Raw genomic sequence first — 19,048 nt, 5'->3', positions numbered from 1 at the left:
GAGCTCAAGCCTTGCGCCGAACCAAATGTAGGAGTGAGCCTGCTCGCGATAGCGTAATAACATTCAATAACTATGTTGACTGACCCGCAGCCATCGCGAGCAGGCTCACTCCTACAAAGGTGTTTCAGCTTCGCGGCAGAAAACCTCGTATCGCCAGAAACGCCGGCACACCCAGCCCAACCCAGCTCAACGCATCCCAAATCCCATCCCCAAGCAGCGCCGCAAACAACCCCGCCGCACTGAGCAACGCAATCACGATCGGCGTGCTGAACACTTTCCAGAAACTCGACTGACGCGGCTTCATGCAGAGGCCTCCGCCGTTTCCAGCACAGGCCTGGCCGCTCTGCGCCGAACCACCCACAAATACACGCCACTGCCGAGCACAATGATCGTCAGCACATCCAGAGTGGCCCAGAGGATTTTCATCGGCATGCCGCCATAGTCACCAAAGTGCAGCGGCTGCGACATGCCCATGGCGTCCATGTACCACGGCCGCTCGGCCACGGCGGTGACCTGCAGCGTGGTCGCATCGATCAGCACCGGCGTCAGCAGATGCGAGGTCAGGTGCGTACCGCCCTTCATGAACACCGAGTAATGGTGTTCGCTGGAAAAGCGTGTGCCGGGGAAGGCAATGAAATCCGGTTTCATCTCCGGCGCAACTTCAGCAGCGATATCGAGCAAACGCGTGGCCGGCGCCAGGTGGGTCAGCGGTGGCGCACCGCGGTACGGTTCGATCAGCGCAGTCAGTGCGTCATTGCGCCAGGCAGCGATCAGCAGGTCGGCGCAGGCGCTGATCACACCGGTCACGCCGACAACCAGCGCCCAGGTCAGGGTGACAACACCGATCAGGTTATGCAGGTCGAGCCAGCGCAGCCGTGTCGACTTGTCCTGACGCACCGTGCCGAACTTCAAACGGCGCATGAACGGCAGGTACAGCACCGTCCCGGATACGATGGCCACGACAAACAGCAGCCCCATGAACGCCAGCAGTAATTTGCCCGGCAGCCCGGCGAACATGTCGACATGCAGTCGCAGGATGAACAGCATCAAGCCGCCATTGGCCGAAGGCGTTTCCAGCGCTTCCCCGGTTCGCGCATCGAGCATGAACGTGTGCGAGGAATTCGGTTCGGTGCCAGCGGTTTTCGCCATGATCGTCAGCACGGCGTTCGGCTCATCGTCATCGAAACCGAAGTACTGCACGACTTCGTCGGGACGATGTTTTTCTGCGGCCTCGACCAGTTGCGCCAGGTTCAGCCGTGGCGTGTCGGCCGGCATCTCGCGTACTTCGGGTGCATCGCCGAGCAGATGTTCGATCTCGTGATGGAAAATCAGCGGCAGACCGGTCAAGGCCAGCATCAGCAAAAACACGGTACAGACCAGGCTGGTCCAGGTGTGGATGAACGACCAGCGACGAATTGTTTTACTTTTCATTTCATGACCTTCAAAAACACCAAAGCCGTCCACGAAGGACGGCCTGGTCACAGGGCCTGTTTCAGCTCAAGCGCTTACCACTTGTAAGTGGCGCTGGCGACGACACTGCGTGTGTCGCCGTAGTAGCAGTAGAAGCTGTCGCAGGTGGAAATGTATTCCTTGTCGAACAGGTTGGTTGCGTTGACCGCCAGCGACGCGCCTTTGAGGCTGTTGTCCAGACGGCCGAGGTCGTAATGCACACTTGCGTCGAACACGGTGTAGGCGTCCGCTTTGCCCAGCCAGGTATTGGCCTTGTCGCCGTAGGTGTTGCCGGTGTAACGCACGCCACCGCCAATGCCGAAGCCGTCGAGGACGCCGGCGTGCCAGGTGTAATCGGTCCACAGCGACGCTTGCTGGTTCGGCATCAGTTGCAGGCGATTGCCCTTGTCGACGCCATTCTGCACTTCGGATTTGGCCAGGGTGTAGGCAGCGATGACTTTCAGGTTGTCGGTGACGTCGGAAACCGCTTCCAGCTCCAGGCCTTTGACTTTCACTTCGCCGGTCTGGCTGGTGATCGACACGTTGTTGACGAAGGTGTTGACCGAAACGTTCTTCTGGGTGAGGTCGTATACGGCAGCGGTCAGCAGGGTTTTGCTACCCGGTGGCTGGTACTTGATGCCCAGTTCCCACTGCTTGCCTTCGGTCGGTTTGAGCGAACCCGTCGAGGTAGCGTCGGCACCCGTGGTCGGCTGGAAGGATTCGGCGTACGACAGGTACGGCACGAAACCGTTGTCGAAGACATAACTGAGCGCTGCGTTGCCGCTGAAGGCCTTGTCACGCTGGGTGTTGGTGGCATCGCCCTTGTTGATGAACTTTGTGCTGGTGTGCACCCAGTCTTCACGGCCGCCGAGGGTCAGGCGCCACTGGTCGAGGGCCATCTGGTCCTGAATGTACAGGCCGGTCTGGTAGGTTTTCTGGTCGTAATCGTAAAACGCCGTGGAGCGCGCTGGACGTACGATTGGCTGGCCGTAGATCGGGGTGATCACGTTGGTGGTCAAACCGTCGCCGAAGATCGAGGTGTAGTTGGTGTTGCTGCGCTGATGATCCAGGCCCAGCAGTAGGGTGTGGCGGATATCGCCAGTGGCGAAGTCGGCCTGGAAGTTGTTGTCCACGGCGAACTGGCTGATGTCTTCTTCGACGCTGGTGCTGGTGCGCCCGACGTTGCCTTGATCATCCACTTCGGTGAAAGGGTAGGAACCCGGCGTCAGCGACTGGAACGACAGGTCCGACTTGGTGTAGCGCAGGTTCTGCTTGAACTGCCAGACATCGTTCAGACGATGTTCGAAGGCGTAGCCCAGCGCGTAGTAGGTGCGATCGTAATATTCCCAGTCCGGATCACCCAGATTCTTGTGGTGGGAAATATCACCGAACGGTGACTTGATCTTGGTGCCCTGAATCGGCAGGAACTGACTGGTGATGCCGGTATCGTCGCGGGTGAACTGGCTCAGCAGGGTGAGCTTGGTGTCGTCGTCGATGTTCCAGGTCAGGCTCGGCGCGATGTTGTAGCGCTTGTTGTCGACGTGATCGACTTGCGTGCCGCTGTCGCGCACCACACCGCTGAGACCGTAGAGGAACTGGCCGGCGTCATCGATCTTGCCGGTGCTGGCGAAGTTGATCTGACGGTGATTGTCGCTGCCGTACTGCAGCTGGATTTCGTTGCTGGCTTCGGCGCTTGGGCGACGGCTGACCATGTCCAGCAAACCGCCCGGTGGGGTCTGACCGTACACCGACGACGCCGGGCCACGCAGCAGAGCGAGGCGGTCGAGGTTCCAGGTTTCCTGTTTCGGGTTGGCGTACACGCCTTTTGGCAGTGGCAGGCCGTCGAGGAACTGGGTCGGTTCGAAACCGCGCACCCGCAGCCAGTCGGCACGGGTGTCGCTGCCGTAGCTGCTGGCGGTGATACCCGGCATGTAGCGCACGGCGTCATCGAGGCTGTGCACGCTGCGGTCGTCCATTTGCTGGCGGGTAGCGACGGAGATCGAACGCGGTGCTTCGACCAGCGCGGTGTCGGTCTTGCTGCCAGCGGCGGTGCGGGTGGCGGTGTAGCCGTCGACCGGTCCCCAGGCGCTTTCGAAGTTTTCCACACCGATGACGGAAGTTTCCGGCAGGGCCAACGTCCCTTCAGGCACCGCCACAAGGGTGTAGGTGCCGGTGCTGCTTTGTTCCAGTTGCAGACCGCTGCCACGCAGGGCCGCGCGCAAGGCACCGGCCGCGTCGTACTGGCCGTTGACCGGTGCCGAGGTTTTGCCTGCCGCCAGCGACGGACTCAGCGACAGCGCAATGCTGCCTTGGCTGGCGATCTGGTTCAGGGTGGTCGACAGAGGCGCCGCCGGCAGGTTGTAGGCGCGCACGCTGGACGCTTGTTCAGCGGCGAGCAACGGACTGCTGATCAGCGGCGCGCTGAGCGCGATGGCGACGGCCAGCAGACCGGGGCGCAACAAGGTGTCTAGCGAACGGGACATACGGCGGCTCCTGAATGGAAATATTTCTCAATTGCCTGTGTGCCGGATGAAAAGCAGAAAGTGATAGGGCAGGATGAAAATAATTTCGATTAACTGGAAACAGCCACATTTCTGCGGGCTTGATCGTTCCCACGCTCCGCGTGGGAATGCCTCAATGGACGCTCTGCGTCCGCTTCGGCAGGGACGCAGAGCGTCCCGAGCTGCATTCCCACGCAGAGCGTGGGAACGATCAGGTCAAGGGGAGGAGGGCTCGGCCTTAGCGACTGTGACCCAATATGGCGTATGCCGCTCGATCTGCACCGGCAGGGTCGGCAGCAGGGCGCTCAGGGCTTTATCGGTGTCATGCAGCGGGAAGCTACCGGTAATCCGCAGGTCAGCCACGTCCGGTGCCACGCCCAGATGCCCGCGACGATAACGCCCGAGTTCGTGCACCAGATCGCCCAACCGCGCGTTATCGACCACCAGCATGCCGCGCGTCCAGGCATCGGCGCCGGGGTTGAGCGCGACGATCGAACCCAATCCATCACGGCGCAGCAGCATTTGCTGGCCTTCATGGAGAATTTGCTCATCAGGGTTGGATTGCGGGTGCGCCGCGACCGCCGACTGCAACACACTCAGGCGCGTGCCTTGGTCTTCACGCTTGACCAGGAACCGCGTACCCAGCGCGCGCATGCTGCCTTCGCGGGTTTCGACGATAAAAGGGCGCGCATCGCCATGCCCGGTTTCGACAAGAATTTCGCCTTCCTGCAAGACGATCAACCGGCGCTTGTCATCGAACCGCACATCCACCGCACTGTGGGTGTTCAGATTCAACACAGTGCCGTCTGCCAAACGCACGGTGCGCTGCTCACCGGTCGCGGTGCGTTGATCGGCGAGCCAGTAATCCAGCGGCAGAAAGCGTTCGCTGGCGAACAGCCCCACACCGACCAGTAGCACAACGCTGGCCAGCCCACTGCCCAGTCTGCGCACCCGGCGGCGAATGCCTTCGCGTGACTGCAGCAAGGCACTGCGGGCCGGACCTTTGGCCACGCTGAAGCGCTGATCGAGCATGCCCAGTTGCCGCCACGCGCGGGCGTGTTCTTCATGGGCCGCATGCCATTTGGCGAATTCCTCGCGCTCCAGCGGGCTGCTCGAATCGAGGGTCAGTTGCCAGGCAATCGCTGCGTCCAGCACATGCGCCGGCACCGGTCTGGAACTGGCCGGGCTCACGTCGGCTCTCCGTACAGCGCGATGTAGCACTGACGAATCCCCTGGGCCAGATACTGGCGCACGCGCGGCACCGAGACGCCGAGCTTGTCGGCGATCTCGGCATGGCTGAGGCCATCGAGGCGGTTATAAAGGAAAGCGGCGCGGGCCTTGGTCGACAGTTTGCCGAGCAAGCGGTCGATGGCTTTGAGGTCTTCGAGGATCATTTGCTGTTCTTCCACCGACGGTTGTTCGCCTTCGGGGATCAGCATCAGTTCGGTGAGATAGGCCTGTTCCAGCGCCGCACGGCGGAAGTAGTCGAACAGCAAGCCTTTGGCGATCGCCACCAGAAAGGCGCGTGGCTCGCGCGGTGTCAGCATGTCGTCGCGACCGAGCAGGCGGACGAAGGTGTCCTGGCTCAGGTCTTCGGCGCGCTGCGGGCAGGCCACGTTGCGCCGCAGCCACGCCAGCAGCCAACCGCGATGGTCACGATACATCGCACCGACGAGCTCACTATTAGGGCTTGGGACTGACGACACCGGACATCACCGATTGGGAAATATTAACTAACGCGAATTGTTCGCGATTGTGGCAGAGGTGGGAATGGTTAGCAATTGGCCACTGGTCAGGTAAGCGTTTAAAGGCAGACCCTCACCCTAGCCCTCTCCCAGAGGGAGAGGGGATCGATCGGGGGATATTCTGGAGGTACACCGACCTGAGCGAACTTCAGGGAATCCATAATCGACACGATTTCTCAGGTCGATGAAGAGCCCGAGACACCTCGGTCGGCCCCCTCTCCCTCTGGGAGAGGGCTGGGGTGAGGGCGATGGATCTTGGACTTGACTCAATTTCAGAACGAAGGCGCCTGCTGCCGCCGCTTCCACTGACTCAGCCGCTGCTGCAAATTCAACGGACTATGAATCTGCTGCCCCCGCGCCCGGCTGAACAGAATCAACGCCAACTCCGCAGTGGCCAGCGCATCGGCACTCGCGTTATGCCGCTCGAACACCTCAAGCTTGAACCACTCAATCCACTCATCCAGCCCGGCCTCACGAATATTCGCTTGCGGACACACCAGCGGTGCAATGTCGGCGACATCAAGAAAGACCTGCTGCAACTTGTGCCCCAGATGTTCCTTCAGCGCACGCCCGAGCATGTGCTGATCAAACGGCGCATGAAACGCCAACACCGGGCTGTCGCCGATAAATTCCATGAGTTCCAGCAACGCCTCGACCGGCTCACTGCCCGCCGCAATCGCATTCGGCCCCAACCCGTGAATCAACACGCTGGGGCTGAGCTTCAGCTCGCGACATTGCAGCGTGCGTTCGAACTGCTGACTGAAATCGATCGCGCCGTCCTCGATCACCACCGCGCCAATCGACAACACACGGTCCTTGTTCAGATTCAGCCCGGTGGTTTCCAGATCCAGCACTACCCAACGTTGTTCGCGCAGTGTGCATTCGCTCAGCTCGGTAATCGTCGGCAGCTGCGCCAGACGCTGCTGAAAATCCACCGGCACCACCGCACTCGCCGGGCGCAGCCACGAGAACAGGCTCATAGCTGATACCGCAAGGTCAGGCTGCTCTGCAGGCGCTGGGCCTGGCGCAGGGATTCACGCAGGATGCGCCGGTCGAGATGATTGAGGCTGTCCGGGTCGACGCGGTTGGAATAGGGCAGGTTCTCCCGCGTCTGCAATTGATGCTGCTGCATGCGCGTCTGCTGTATGAAGTGATAGGCCTCTTCATACGCCGCGCCATCCAGTCGCTCGATGACTTCTTTCTCGACCAACTGACGGAAGCGCTCGAGGGTATTGTTGGCGTCGATACCGTTAGCCAGCGCGAGCAATCGTGCGCCATCCACGAACGGCGTCAGCCCCTGCACCTTCAGGTCCAGCGTGGCTTTCTCGCCATTCTTGCGTGCCAGCACAAACTCACGGAAACGCCCCACCGGTGGACGATTGCGCAGGGCGTTCTCGGCCATCATGCGCTGGAACAAACGGTTGTCGCCGACCTGATCGAGAATGCCCCGGCGCAGTTGTTCACAGCCTTGTTCATCACCCCAGACCACGCGCAGGTCGAAATAAATGCTCGACCCGAGCAGATTCTCCGGCGTCGCCTCACGAATAAAAGCTGCAAAGCGCCGTGCCCATTCTGCCCGCGACAGACACAGCTCGGGGTTGCCGGCCATGATGTTGCCCTTGCACAGGGTGAAGCCGCACAGCGCCAGGCTCTGGTTGATCTGCTGGGCAATTGGCAGCAGCTTGCCGCGAATCTCCGCTGCATGCGCAGCATCGCGGGCGTCAAACAGAATGCCGTTGTCCTGATCGGTGTGCAGCGTCTGCTCGCGGCGGCCTTCGCTGCCGAAGCACAGCCAGCTGAACGGCACGCCGGGATCGCCTTTTTCCGCGAGGGTCAACTCGATCACCCGGCACACAGTGTGATCGTTGAGCAAGGTGATGATGTGGGTGATCTGCGTCGACGACGCGCCATGAGCAAGCATGCGCTCGACCAGTTGGCCGATCTCACCGCGCAGACCGACCAGCTGTTCGACGCGTTGGGCGCTGCGAATCGTCCGGGCTAGATGCACCAGGTCGACCCGTTGTAGCGAAAACAGATCACGTTCTGAGACCACGCCACACAAACGCTGATCCTTGACCAGACAGACGTGGGCGATATGCCGTTCGGTCATGGCAATTGCCGCATCGAACGCACTGTGATCCGGCGAAAGATAAAAGGGCGAAGGCGTCATGTGGCGCTCGATGGCCTCGCTGAAATCACCGACGCCCGCAGCCACGACATGACGCAGATCGCGCAGGGTGAAAATGCCCAGCGGCGCCTTGTGTGCGTCCACCGCAACGATGCTGCCGACCTGCTGCTCGTGCATCAGCTTCACCGCTTCACGCAATGGCGTGTCGGGGCTGCAGGTGACCGGGTGACGCATCGCCAGTTCGCCCAGTCGGGTGTTCAGCGAGTACTGCGTGCCGAGGGTTTCCACGGCTTTCTGCTGCACTTGCTGATTGACTTGATCGAGCAGACTGCTTACCCCGCGCAAGGCGAAATCGCGAAAGGCGTTGGAGAGGGCGAACAGTTTGATGAACGCCAGTTTGTTCAGTTGCAGGCAGAAAGTGTCTTCGCCCGCAAGGTGCTCGGTGCGCGTCGCGCGTTCGCCGAGCAATGCGGCCAGCGGAAAACATTCGCCGGTGGTGATTTCAAACGTGGTCTCGGTGCCGGGCTTGGTGATGTGCTGACGTTCGCCGACCACCCGACCTTGCTTGACGATATAGAAGTGTTCAACCGGGCCGTCGGCCGGTTTGATGATGCTTTCGCCCTGGCCGTAGAAACGCAGCTGACATTGCTCCACCAGATAAGCCAGGTGGGCGTGTTCCATCTGATTGAAGGGCGGGAAGCGCTGGAGGAATTGCAGGGTGCCCTGAATGTTCTGCAATACCGCGGTTTTCCCTGCCTGGGTGAAGGCGTCCGCTTTACTCATAACCATTACCGCAGTCTTTTTCGAATTGTTGTTGTCGGATCGTTCTGACCATGGTCGACCCCTGCGGGCGGGGTGCCCATTGGACGTAAGTCTAGGTTTGAGCTGCCGTTGGGCACATTTAGGAAGAGCCCTACAAAAACAGTCGGAAATTCGCCCGCCAGCCTCTTGGAAAAAAATCCGACGAAGTGCACATTGAAGCTCTGCTTAGCGATGTCTGACGACTGTGCCAGGTGATTGATTTGAAAACGTAGAGAACGCCATGTCCGACCACGATATTTTGAGCGACGCCGAGCGTGAAGCGCTCAGCGCTGTAATGCTCGAACCCGATTTGCCGCCGCAGCGTGTACTGATCGTCGATGACGACAAGGACGCTCGGGAGCTGTTGTCGGAGATTCTCGCGTTGGATGGCATTCGTTGCATGACCGCAGCCAGTGGCGAAACGGCGCTGAAGATGCTCGAAGAAAAACCGTCGATCGGGCTGGTGATTACCGATCTGCGCATGGGCCATGTCGGTGGCCTTGAGCTGATTCGCCAGGTGCGTGAGTCGGTAAGGGCGGCGATGCCGATCATCATTGTCTCGGGCGATGCCGATGTGAAAGACGCGATCGCGGCGATGCATTTGAGCGTGGTGGATTTTCTGCTCAAGCCGATTGATACGGGCAAGTTGTTGGAGTTGGTGAAACATGAATTGGGGATTGAACCCTAAGAGCCCCTCACCCTAGCCCTCTCCCGGAGGGAGAGGGGACTGACCGCGGTGAATGTTTGAGGTACACCGACCTGAGATTCCCGAGTCGAACTCCGGTTTTGAAAGCACAAAGATCGGCTCCCTTTCCCTTCTACCCTTGGCAACTCCTGAGCCGAGCTCAGATTTTGAAAAGCACAGAGATCGGCTCCCTTTCCCCTCTACCCTTGGCAATTCCTGAGTCGAGCTCAGATTTTGAAAAGCATACAGATCTGCTCCCTTTCCCCCTCTCCCCCTGGGGGAGAGGGCTAGGGTGAGGGGGGATGGATCTCAAGCCCACCACAAAAATCCAATCCACAGCACAAACAAAAAAGCCCTGATCTTTCGATCAGGGCTTTTTCATGTCCGGCATTCAGCGCAAGTTACAGGCCGTTGGCCTTCTTGAACTCGCGACGACGACGGTGCAGCACCGGCTCGGTGTAGCCGTTCGGCTGTTTGGTGCCTTCGATCACCAGTTCGACCGCCGCCTGGAAGGCGATGTTGCTGTCGAAGTTCGGTGCCAGCGGACGGTACAGCGGGTCGTTGGCGTTCTGACGATCCACTACCGGCGCCATGCGCTTGAGGCTTTCCATCACTTGCGCTTCGGTGACGACAGCGTGGCGCAGCCAGTTGGCGATGTGCTGGCTGGAGATACGCAGCGTGGCACGGTCTTCCATCAGGCCGACGTCATTGATGTCCGGCACTTTTGAGCAACCCACACCCTGGTCGATCCAGCGCACCACATAGCCAAGAATGCCCTGGGCATTGTTGTCCAGTTCGTTCTTGATCTGCTCCGGAGTCCAGTTCGGATTGACCGCCAGCGGAATGGTCAGGATGTCGTCCACCGAGGCGCGAGCACGTTTGGCCAGTTCGGCCTGACGGGCGAACACGTCGACCTTGTGGTAGTGCAGCGCGTGCAGCGCAGCAGCAGTCGGCGACGGCACCCAAGCGGTGTTGGCACCGGCCAACGGGTGCGCGATTTTCTGCTCAAGCATCGCGGCCATCAGGTCGGGCATCGCCCACATGCCTTTACCGATTTGCGCGCGACCTTGCAGGCCGGTGCTCAGACCGATATCGACGTTCCAGTTTTCGTAGGCGCCGATCCACTTCTCAGCCTTCATGTCGGCCTTGCGTACCACCGGGCCGGCTTCCATGGAGGTGTGGATTTCGTCGCCAGTGCGGTCGAGGAAACCGGTGTTAATGAACACCACGCGCTCGCTGGCCGCTTTGATGCAGGCCTTGAGATTGACCGTGGTGCGGCGTTCCTCGTCCATGATCCCGACTTTCAGGGTATTGCGCTTAAGGCCCAACACGTCTTCGATGCGACCGAACAGCTCGTTGGTGAACGCTGCTTCTTCCGGGCCGTGCATCTTCGGTTTAACGATGTAGACCGAACCGGTGCGGGTGTTGCGGCGCGAAGTGTTGCCGTTGAGGTTGTGCATCGCCGCCAGGCAAGTGACCAGACCGTCAAGGATGCCTTCCGGCACTTCGTTGCCTTGACTGTCGAGGATCGCGTCGATGGTCATCAAGTGGCCAACGTTGCGCACGAACAACAGCGAACGACCGTGCAACGTCACTTCACCGCCATTTGGCGCGGTATAGGTGCGATCCGGGTTCATGGTGCGGGTGAAGGTCTGGCCGCCCTTGGACACGGATTCCGCGAGGTCGCCCTTCATCAGGCCGAGCCAGTTGCGGTAGATCACCACTTTGTCGTCGGCATCGACGGCAGCCACGGAGTCTTCGCAGTCCATGATGGTGGTCAGGGCCGCTTCCATCAGGATGTCTTTGACGCCGGCGGCGTCGGTCTGGCCAACCGGGGTGCTGGCGTCGACCTGGATTTCGAAGTGCAGACCGTTGTGTTTCAGCAGAATGGCGATTGGCGCGTTGGCGTCGCCCTGGAAACCGATCAGTTGTGCATCGTCGCGCAGGCCGGTGTTGCTGCCGCCCTTGAGGGTGACCAGCAGTTTGCCGTCAGCGATTTTGTAGGCGGTCGAATCGACGTGGGAGCCAGCAGCCAATGGTGCGGCTTCGTCGAGGAAGGCACGGGCGAAGGCGATGACTTTGTCGCCACGCACCTTGTTGTAGCCTTTGCCTTTTTCCGCGCCACCTTCTTCGCTGATCGCGTCGGTGCCGTAGAGGGCGTCATACAGCGAACCCCAGCGGGCGTTCGAGGCATTGAGAGCGAAGCGGGCGTTCATCACCGGCACCACGAGTTGCGGGCCGGCGGTACGGGCGATTTCATCATCGACATTTTGCGTCGTTGCCTGGAAATCAGCCGCTTCTGGCAACAGATAACCGATTTCTTGCAGGAAGGCTTTATAGGCCACGGCGTCGTGCGCCTGACCGTTGCGTTCCTGGTGCCAGGCATCAATGCGAGCCTGGAAGTCATCGCGTTTGGCGAGTAGGGCTTTGTTCTTCGGCGCCAGGTCATGAATGACCTTGTCGGCACCTTCCCAGAATTTTTCGGCGGTGAGGCCGGTACCGGGAATGGCTTCGTTGTTCACGAAGTCGAACAGGACTTTGGCGACCTGCAGGCCACCGACTTGAACGTGTTCAGTCATTGCTTGCCTCACTCTGCTCAGCTATTTCGCTTTTCAGCTCTTCAATTTGACAATGAAGCCTCTGGCCATTTAAACCACAAACCTGCCGACCAGTACATGCCATTGCTGGCGGCTGGGCTGGGACCAATCAACGGCTTGGGGCCTTGCTGACGGGGCTTTCAGGGTTGCGAACAGGCTTTGGGCAGACATCGATCCAGCGTTATGTAGTGCGCGCTGCGGCATACTACATGATGAGTTGCGCTTGTGAAAATCAGACTAATTACGTCGTTCTGCGACCTCATGTCGCATTGCGGTCACATCGCGGAACGGGATGTTCTCAAAAAACAGATGGATTGTTCCAGCTAAATATAAAAAGTTGTACACATAAATAGTAATTGGCTGCTATGGCACCGGTTTTTGTGGGAGCGAGCTTGCTCGCGAAAGCGTCGGTCGCCTCAACGCAAAATCGACCCTTGCCTATACTTCCCCCTTCTATAACAAAAGTCATGACAAGAGGGCTGCGCCATGGACCATCTCGTACTCACCGTATTCGCCCCGGACAAGCCCGGGCAGGTCGAGCGCATCGCCCAATGCATTGCCGAACACGGCGGTAACTGGCTGGAAAGCCGCATGTCGCGGATGGCCGGGCAGTTCGCCGGGATTCTTCGGGTCGGGGTGCCGGCAGAGGCTTACGACGAATTAGTCGATGCCTTACAAGCATTGTCGACGCATGGCATTCGCGTATTGATTGCTGAGAGTGGCATCGAGCAATCCTGCACCTGGAAGCCGATCGCCATGGAGTTGGTGGGCAATGACCGGCCCGGTATCGTCCGCGACATCACTCGGCTGTTGAGCGAGCAGGGCGTCAACCTTGAGCGGCTGGTGACTGAAGTGCGTCCGGCACCGATGAGCAGCGAACCGCTGTTCCACGCCGAAGCGATTCTCGCGGTACCGCTAACCCTGTCGCTGGATGTATTGCAGTCGCGGCTGGAAACCCTGGCTGATGATCTGATGGTCGAACTGGTATTACGCACAGACAGTTAAGCGCTGACCGGGTTATCCAGTTTTAACGTGCACCTGCCTGTGGATAACCTGTAGAGACCGGGCGCAGCGCCAAGCCGGCCGGGGCTTGCGCGGAACTGATCAAAAAACCGCCAACATTCAGTGACTTGCACACAAACGGCGGGGATCACGTTGTGGATAACCTTGGGAAGAAACGATGCAGGCCACGAGAACCGTGGCCTGTGAGGGTTTGTACGTTTTTTGATCAGCTGCGCCGGCGTAAACTGATCACCGCGTCGACGCTGTAAACGGCCAGGCCGGCCCAGATGAAGATAAACGCCACCAATGTGCTGGACGATAGATGCTCACCGAACAGCAGCACGGCTTGCAGCAGCACCAAAGTCGGCGCCAGGTATTGCAGGAAGCCGATGGTGGTGTAGGGCAAGTGACGCGTGGCAGCGTTGAAACACACCAGCGGCACCAATGTCACCGGGCCGGCCGCTACCAGCCACCAGGCTTGCGAGGTGGTCCAGAACTCCGGTTGGGCGCTGGTCGCGGTCTGATTGAACAGCAACCAGGCAATTGCGATCGGTACCAGCATCCAGGTTTCCACCACCAGCCCCGGTAACGCCTTGACCGGCGCCTGTTTGCGGATCAGACCGTAGAAGCCGAACGTCAACGCCAGCACCAGCGATACCCACGGCAGACTGCCGACCTGCCACACCTGCTGCGCCACACCAACCGCCGCCAGGCCGACCGCGAGCCACTGCATCCGGCGCAAGCGTTCGCCGAGAATCAACATGCCCAACAGCACGTTTACCAACGGGTTGATGTAGTAACCGAGGCTCGCTTCCAGCATGCGCCCGTTATTCACCGACCACACGTAGGTCAGCCAGTTGGCCGCGATCAACGTGCCGCTCAAGGCCAGAATCGCCAAACGTTTAGGGTTGTCGAGCAGTTCGCGCAACCAGCCCGGATGTTTCCACACCATCAGCAACAACGCACCAAACAGCGCCGACCACAGCACTCGATGGATGATGATTTCAACGGCCGGCACTTCGGCGATGGCTTTGAAGTAGATCGGGAACAGGCCCCAGATGATGTAGGCACTCAGGCCCAGAGTGTACCCACGGCGCGGGTTGGCGGCTTGCATGCAGAATCCTTGCTTAGGCAGCTAACAAAGGAGGGATTGTAAGGAGATTTGTCTACGAATGCCGTAGCTGATTGGTCAGAAATGTGTGAACACACAACCCCTGTGGGAGCGAGCTTGCTCGCGAATACGGACTGACATTCAACATTATGCTGACTGACATGACGCTTTCGCGAGCAAGCTCGCTCCCACAGGGTTCAGGTTTGAATCAGAAGAGTTTCAGTGGCTCTTCATTCAGCGCGGACAGTTGCTCACGCAACGCCAGCACCTGATCACCCCAATAACGCTCGGTGCCAAACCACGGAAAACTGTGCGGGAACGCCGGGTCATCCCAGCGCCGCGCCAGCCAGGCGCTGTAGTGCATCAGGCGCAAGGCGCGCAGCGGCTCGATCAGCGCCAGTTCTCGCGGATCGAAGTCGTGGAACTCGTTGTAGCCATCCATCAATTCCGACAACTGCCCCAGGCATTCCTGACGATCACCGGCGAGCATCATCCAGATGTCCTGCACCGCCGGGCCCATGCGGCAGTCGTCGAGGTCGACGATGTGGAACATCTCGTCGCGGCACATCATGTTGCCGGGGTGGCAATCGCCGTGCATGCGGATGTTCTGGTGCGGCGTATTGGCGTAGGCATCTTCCACGCGTTTAAGCAGGTCGCGGGCGACGGACTCGTAGGCCGGCAGCAGGCTTTTCGGAATGAAGTTGCCTTCGAGCAAGGTGTTCAGCGAAGCGTGGCCGAAGTTCTGCACGGCGAGGGCTTCACGGTGCTCGAACGGCTTGGTCGCGCCGACCGCGTGGATGCGCCCGAGCAACTGGCCGAGGCGATACAACTGATCAAGGTTGCCCGGCTCCGGCGCACGACCGCCGCGACGCGGGAACAGAGTGAAGCGAAAACCGGCATGTTCGTGCAGGGTTTCGCCGTTGTGGATCAGCGGCGCTACCACCGGGATGTCGACGTTGGCCAGTTCGAAGGTGAATTGATGTTCTTCGAGGATGGCTTCGTTGGTCCAGCGTTGCGGGCGGTAGAACTTGGCGATCAGCGGTTCGGAGTCTTCGATGCCGACCTGATAGACGCGGTTTTCGTAGCTGTTGAGCGCGAGAATGCGCGCATCACTGAGAAAGCCGATGCTTTCAACGGCATCGAGCACGAGGTCGGGGGTAAGGGTTTCAAACGGGTGGGCCATGCTGACTCCTGCGCGCAGCAGGCTGCCGCGTCCGGCCCAGCATGGTAGCGCAGATGGCAGCGGGGAGGTGGTTGGTGTCTGTGCTGACGCTATCGCGAGCAGGCTCACTCCTACTGGGGAACGCACGCATTCCAAATGTAGGAGTGAGCCTGCTCGCGATGAGGGCCTGTCAGGCGCCGACGATTCCACCATCCTCGCGAGTGATCGCCATCACCGAAGACCGCGGCTTGCCATTCGGCAAATGCTCAGGGAAGGTCGACCCGCCGTTCTCCCCCGGATGCTGAATCCCGACAAACAGGGTTTTCTGATCCGGCGAGAAACTGATCCCCGTCACCTCACAACCAATCGGCCCGACCATGAATCGGCGAATTTCACCGGTCTTGGGATCGGCGCAAAGCATCTGGTTATTTCCCATCCCGGCAAAGTCGCCGGTGTTGCTCGAATCACCGTCGGTGAGAATCCACAAGCGCCCGGCCTTGTCGAAACCCAAGCCATCCGGGCTGTTGAACATGTTCTGCGGAGTGATGTTCTTTGAGCCGCCCTTCGGCGTCCCGGCATGCACGCCCGGATTACCGGCGACTACAAACAGGTCCCAGGCAAACGTCTTCGAGGCGTGATCGTCACGGTCGGTGCGCCAGCGCAGAATCTGCCCGTAAACGTTTTTCTCACGCGGGTTCGGCCCGCCCACCGGCTGGCCGTCTTCGCCACGCTTGGCGTTGTTGGTCAGGGTGCAGTAAACCTGACCGTCCTTCGGACTGACGACGATCCATTCCGGACGGTCCATGCGCGTCGCACCAACAACACTGGCGGCGAGGCGCGCGTGGATCAGCACTTCAGCCTGATCGGCAAAACCGCTGCTGGCGTCGATGCCGTTCTTGCCGTGGGTCAGTTCGATCCACTGGCCCTGGCCTTTCGGGTGATCGGGGTTGCTGTCGCCGTTGTCGAATTTCGCCACGTACAAGGTGCCGTGATCGAGGATGTCGCGGTTGGCCTTGGCGTTGCGATGGTTGATGCGGTCGCGGCTGACGAATTTATAGATGAACTCGCCACGCTCGTCGTCGCCCATGTACACCACGGCGCGACCGTCGTCGGTCTCGGCCAGTGCGGCGTTTTCATGCTTGAAGCGGCCCAGCGCTGTGCGCTTGACCGGGGTCGATTGCGGATCGAACGGATCGATCTCGACCACCCAGCCGTGTCGGTTGAGTTCGTTGGGGTTTTTCGCCATGTCGAAGCGCGGGTCGTACGGGTGCCAGTTGATCTCGCGGCTGGCGACGGAGACACCGTAACGCTTCTGCGCCGGGTCGAACTGTTGCTGGGCATTGCTGCTGCCGAAACAGTCGGTGAAGTTTTCTTCGCAGGTCAGGTAAGTACCCCACGGCGTTTTGCCGTTGGCGCAGTTCTGGAAGGTGCCGAGGACTTTCTTGCCGTGTTTGTCGGCCGCCGTTTTCATCAAGTCGTGACCGGCAGCCGGGCCGCTGATGCGCAGCGGTGAGTTGCCGTGAATGCGGCGGTTGTAGCGCGAACCCTGAACGAACTGCCATTGACCGTTCTTGCGCTGTACCTCGATCACCGACACGCCCTCGCAGGCCAGCGCCTTGCGCACGTCTTCGGCCGATTGCGGCATGCCGCCGTGCGGATAGAGGTAGCGGTAGTTGGTGTATTCGTTGTTGATCGCCATCAGCGCGCGATTGCGGTCGTCGGGGAAGGCGAACAGGCTCATGCCGTCGTTGTTGTCGCCGAATTGCACTTCCTGTGCGGCAGCGGTGCCGTTGCCACTCGGGTCGAAGGCCGGGCCGTTCTTTTGCAGGGGCTGGCCCCAACTGATCAGCACCGAAGACTTGTAGCCTTTGGGCAGTGTGATGACGTCGGTGGTTGCCGCCGGAATACTCTCGAAACCGAGCAGACGGCTGTTGCCGGCACTGACGCCAGTGGCCAGCGCGCTGCGGCTCAACAGGCTGCCGCCGAGGAACATCGCCGCGCCGCACAGCGCGCCGGCGCCGATGAAACCGCGACGGCTGAGGCCGACCATTTTTTCCAGGTCAGTGGATTGGTTTTCTTCTAATAGGCTCACATCAGGCTCCCTGCTTGGTTTTGGCAGCCACCTTAATGAGCGTCGATGACGCTTTCGTTGCAGCGCCTGATTACAGCGGCGTGCCGAGCAGCACGTTGGACGGCGAAAACTGCACCTGCACTGGTTGTGCGATGGCCAACCCGCGAGTGCGCAGGTCCAACGGTTCCGCCAGGGCACAGAGGGTATGGCCGTTGGGCAGGGCAATGCGCACTTCACTCGGGCCATCCTCGGCGTCGAGGATCGCTTCGATGGTGCCGTTGAGAAGATTGTGACCAAACGTTGCAGGCTGCTCATTGCTGAGCAATTCCAGCCAGCCGGCCTTGATCAGGGCCACCACTTCGGTGCCGGCTTGCAGCTCCAGATGCACGGTGCTGTCGTGGGTGATCTGCGCGTCGAGGCACAGGCCTTCGGCCAGTTCGAGGCGGATCAGGTCATTGCGGCCCTGCGCTTCGATCGCCACGACCTTGCCGTGCAACTGATTGCGCGCGCTGGTTCTGAGCATCAAACGACCGAGCAGATCCAGATCACTGGCGTCTTCCGCTGCCTCCAGCACCTGGGCCTGCAAGGCCTGCAGTTTTTGGTACAGGCGCAAAACGCGCTCGCCTTCGCTGGAGAGTTTCGCACCGCCGCCACCCTTACCACCGACGGCGCGCTCGACCAGCGGTTTCTGCGCGAGGTTGTTCAGCTCATCGATGGCGTCCCATGCCGCTTTGTAGCTCAGGCCAGCACTTTTCGCCGCGCGGGTGATCGAGCCCTGTTCGGCGATATGTTGCAGCAGGGCGATGCGCTGCGGACGGCGGACGATGTGCTGGGAGAGCAGGGAAGGCATGGACATGAATGGGTGCTTTTTTGCTGTGGCGGTGGAGGAGGAAGTTGGCCGCTCGCAACGCGAGAGTCAAGCTTGACGCAGAACCCTGTGGGAGCGAGCTTGCTCGCGAAAGCGGCTTGTCAGTCAACATTGATTTTGAATGTGCTGGCCCCTTCGCGAGCAAGCTCGCTCCCACATGAACATTGCGTTGGCTTCAGTTTCCGGGGTTTGGCGTGCGGGCCAAGCAATAAACATCAACCCGCGCAGCGCCCGCGTTCATCAGCAACCGGGCGAGAGCCTGTGCGGTCGCGCCAGTGGTCAATACGTCGTCAACCAGCGCGAGATGTCGGTCTTTTATGCGCGCATCCGGCATGAGGCTGAAGGCATTGCGCAGATTATGTTTACGCGCCTTGGCATCAAGATCCTGCTGGGCACCGGTCTCCTTGACTCGCCGCAGAACCCGTTCTTCGCACGGCAGATCCAGTGACTGACTCAACCAGCGCGCCAGCATCGCAGCCTGGTTGAACCCGCGTTGACGCAGACGTTTGTTCGCCAGCGGCACCGGCAACAACACATCAGGCCTCGGCAACCCCTCATCGAAGCGATGTTGCAGGTATTGCCCGAGAACGTCGGCGAGCAGGTGACCAAACGGCCATTTTGCGTTGTGTTTAAAACGCGTAATCAAACTGTCGACCGGGAAGCCGTAGCGCCACGGCACCACCACCTGTTCGAACGCCGGCGGCTCTAGCAGGCACTCGCCACAGGTCAGGCCGGCGGCAGAGAGTGGCAGGGCGCAGGTCTGGCAGTGGTCGCCGAGCCAGGGCAAATCCGTTTCGCAGGCCACGCAGATTGGCATTTCTGCTTCTGCCGGCTCATCGCAAAGTAAGCAGATCTGTACATTATTTAAACAGATGTAAACCTGTCCTTCGTATCGTGGTTGACAGCGCATGACTCTTCCTTAAATATG

At 60.1% G+C, this 19,048-nt stretch carries 15 protein-coding genes; 2 read left to right on the top strand and 13 right to left on the bottom strand.

Annotated features, from left to right (window positions below; genetic code table 11):
* Positions 1-124 precede the first annotated feature (124 nt).
* The 7 genes from AC0ZWN_RS12240 to AC0ZWN_RS12210 all read right to left on the bottom strand — a co-directional run bounded on the left by AC0ZWN_RS12240 (position 125) and on the right by AC0ZWN_RS12210 (position 8,606).
* Complete coding sequence (locus tag AC0ZWN_RS12240; RefSeq protein WP_016772844.1) at positions 125-304, bottom strand: hypothetical protein; 180 nt, start codon at positions 302-304, stop codon at positions 125-127.
* Positions 301-1,431, bottom strand: a complete 1,131-nt coding sequence (locus AC0ZWN_RS12235; RefSeq protein ID WP_220557088.1) for a PepSY-associated TM helix domain-containing protein — start codon at positions 1,429-1,431, stop codon at positions 301-303. Before AC0ZWN_RS12235 ends, AC0ZWN_RS12240 begins: the two co-directional genes overlap by 4 nt.
* Before the next feature lie 74 nt (positions 1,432-1,505).
* On the bottom strand, positions 1,506-3,932 hold the full coding sequence (locus AC0ZWN_RS12230) for a TonB-dependent siderophore receptor (protein WP_476335204.1): 2,427 nt from the start codon (positions 3,930-3,932) through the stop codon (positions 1,506-1,508).
* A 234-nt stretch (positions 3,933-4,166) separates the two neighbouring features.
* The gene (locus AC0ZWN_RS12225; RefSeq protein WP_476335203.1) at positions 4,167-5,141 is read right to left on the bottom strand and encodes a FecR domain-containing protein; all 975 of its coding nucleotides are present in this window, start codon (positions 5,139-5,141) and stop codon (positions 4,167-4,169) included.
* Positions 5,138-5,614 carry an RNA polymerase sigma factor gene (locus AC0ZWN_RS12220; protein WP_189661312.1) on the bottom strand — a complete coding sequence of 159 codons (477 nt, stop codon included), beginning with the start codon at positions 5,612-5,614 and terminating at the stop codon, positions 5,138-5,140. The genes AC0ZWN_RS12225 and AC0ZWN_RS12220 overlap by 4 nt, the downstream gene beginning before the upstream one ends.
* A gap of 353 nt (positions 5,615-5,967) precedes the next feature.
* Positions 5,968-6,675 (bottom strand): 3'-5' exonuclease, encoded by a 708-nt coding sequence (locus AC0ZWN_RS12215; protein WP_476335202.1) that lies wholly within the window; start codon positions 6,673-6,675, stop codon positions 5,968-5,970.
* Positions 6,672-8,606 carry a putative nucleotidyltransferase substrate binding domain-containing protein gene (locus AC0ZWN_RS12210; protein ID WP_305883329.1) on the bottom strand — a complete coding sequence of 645 codons (1,935 nt, stop codon included), beginning with the start codon at positions 8,604-8,606 and terminating at the stop codon, positions 6,672-6,674. Before AC0ZWN_RS12210 ends, AC0ZWN_RS12215 begins: the two co-directional genes overlap by 4 nt.
* Before the next feature lie 259 nt (positions 8,607-8,865).
* Here AC0ZWN_RS12210 and AC0ZWN_RS12205 point away from each other — a divergent pair, with 259 nt between their 5' ends.
* The gene (locus tag AC0ZWN_RS12205) at positions 8,866-9,312 is read left to right on the top strand and encodes a response regulator (RefSeq protein WP_095050287.1); all 447 of its coding nucleotides are present in this window, start codon (positions 8,866-8,868) and stop codon (positions 9,310-9,312) included.
* Between the two features lie 398 nt (positions 9,313-9,710).
* On the opposite strand, the gene AC0ZWN_RS12200 is transcribed toward AC0ZWN_RS12205, so the two are convergent.
* Positions 9,711-11,888 (bottom strand): malate synthase G, encoded by a 2,178-nt coding sequence (locus AC0ZWN_RS12200; protein ID WP_476335200.1) that lies wholly within the window; start codon positions 11,886-11,888, stop codon positions 9,711-9,713.
* 504 nt (positions 11,889-12,392) lie between these two features.
* On the opposite strand from AC0ZWN_RS12200, the gene AC0ZWN_RS12195 reads away from it, so the two are divergent.
* Positions 12,393-12,911, top strand: a complete 519-nt coding sequence (locus AC0ZWN_RS12195) for a glycine cleavage system transcriptional repressor (protein ID WP_093429935.1) — start codon at positions 12,393-12,395, stop codon at positions 12,909-12,911.
* Positions 12,912-13,134: 223 nt separating this feature from the next.
* Here the strand turns inward: AC0ZWN_RS12195 and rarD are convergent, their stop codons facing one another.
* The 5 genes from rarD to AC0ZWN_RS12170 form a co-directional block, all read right to left on the bottom strand.
* Entirely contained in the window at positions 13,135-14,022 is an 888-nt protein-coding gene (rarD, locus tag AC0ZWN_RS12190; RefSeq protein ID WP_476335199.1) for an EamA family transporter RarD, read from the bottom strand.
* A 205-nt stretch (positions 14,023-14,227) separates the two neighbouring features.
* Positions 14,228-15,202 (bottom strand): serine/threonine protein kinase, encoded by a 975-nt coding sequence (locus AC0ZWN_RS12185; protein ID WP_093429937.1) that lies wholly within the window; start codon positions 15,200-15,202, stop codon positions 14,228-14,230.
* 169 nt (positions 15,203-15,371) lie between these two features.
* The gene (locus AC0ZWN_RS12180) at positions 15,372-17,273 is read right to left on the bottom strand and encodes a PhoX family protein (RefSeq protein ID WP_116254369.1); all 1,902 of its coding nucleotides are present in this window, start codon (positions 17,271-17,273) and stop codon (positions 15,372-15,374) included.
* Positions 17,274-17,343: 70 nt separating this feature from the next.
* A complete protein-coding gene (locus AC0ZWN_RS12175) occupies positions 17,344-18,108 on the bottom strand; it encodes a TOBE domain-containing protein (RefSeq protein WP_476335197.1) in 765 nt (254 codons plus the stop codon).
* Positions 18,109-18,295: 187 nt separating this feature from the next.
* Positions 18,296-19,030, bottom strand: coding sequence for a double zinc ribbon domain-containing protein (locus tag AC0ZWN_RS12170; RefSeq protein ID WP_476335196.1), 735 nt, complete (start codon positions 19,028-19,030; stop codon positions 18,296-18,298).
* Between the last annotated feature and the right edge of the window lie 18 nt (positions 19,031-19,048).

Source organism: Pseudomonas sp. 3B-A001-10F, assembly GCF_056313565.1.
The sequence above is the reverse complement of the archived record's forward strand: the minus strand, read 5'-3'. Positions and strand labels throughout refer to the sequence as shown.

What these genes read in the sequence shown, in the direction of transcription:
- AC0ZWN_RS12170 (WP_476335196.1), bottom strand. Translation starts at nt 19,030, where the DNA reads ATGCGCTGTCAACCACGATACGAAGGACAGGTTTACATCTGTTTAAAT.
- rarD (WP_476335199.1), bottom strand. Translation starts at nt 14,022, where the DNA reads ATGCAAGCCGCCAACCCGCGCCGTGGGTACACTCTGGGCCTGAGTGCC.
- AC0ZWN_RS12235 (WP_220557088.1), bottom strand. Translation starts at nt 1,431, where the DNA reads ATGAAAAGTAAAACAATTCGTCGCTGGTCGTTCATCCACACCTGGACC.
- AC0ZWN_RS12195 (WP_093429935.1), top strand. Translation starts at nt 12,393, where the DNA reads ATGGACCATCTCGTACTCACCGTATTCGCCCCGGACAAGCCCGGGCAG.
- AC0ZWN_RS12205 (WP_095050287.1), top strand. Translation starts at nt 8,866, where the DNA reads ATGTCCGACCACGATATTTTGAGCGACGCCGAGCGTGAAGCGCTCAGC.
- AC0ZWN_RS12240 (WP_016772844.1), bottom strand. Translation starts at nt 304, where the DNA reads ATGAAGCCGCGTCAGTCGAGTTTCTGGAAAGTGTTCAGCACGCCGATC.
- AC0ZWN_RS12185 (WP_093429937.1), bottom strand. Translation starts at nt 15,202, where the DNA reads ATGGCCCACCCGTTTGAAACCCTTACCCCCGACCTCGTGCTCGATGCC.
- AC0ZWN_RS12230 (WP_476335204.1), bottom strand. Translation starts at nt 3,932, where the DNA reads ATGTCCCGTTCGCTAGACACCTTGTTGCGCCCCGGTCTGCTGGCCGTC.
- AC0ZWN_RS12200 (WP_476335200.1), bottom strand. Translation starts at nt 11,888, where the DNA reads ATGACTGAACACGTTCAAGTCGGTGGCCTGCAGGTCGCCAAAGTCCTG.
- AC0ZWN_RS12210 (WP_305883329.1), bottom strand. Translation starts at nt 8,606, where the DNA reads ATGAGTAAAGCGGACGCCTTCACCCAGGCAGGGAAAACCGCGGTATTG.
- AC0ZWN_RS12220 (WP_189661312.1), bottom strand. Translation starts at nt 5,614, where the DNA reads ATGTATCGTGACCATCGCGGTTGGCTGCTGGCGTGGCTGCGGCGCAAC.
- AC0ZWN_RS12175 (WP_476335197.1), bottom strand. Translation starts at nt 18,108, where the DNA reads ATGTCCATGCCTTCCCTGCTCTCCCAGCACATCGTCCGCCGTCCGCAG.
- AC0ZWN_RS12215 (WP_476335202.1), bottom strand. Translation starts at nt 6,675, where the DNA reads ATGAGCCTGTTCTCGTGGCTGCGCCCGGCGAGTGCGGTGGTGCCGGTG.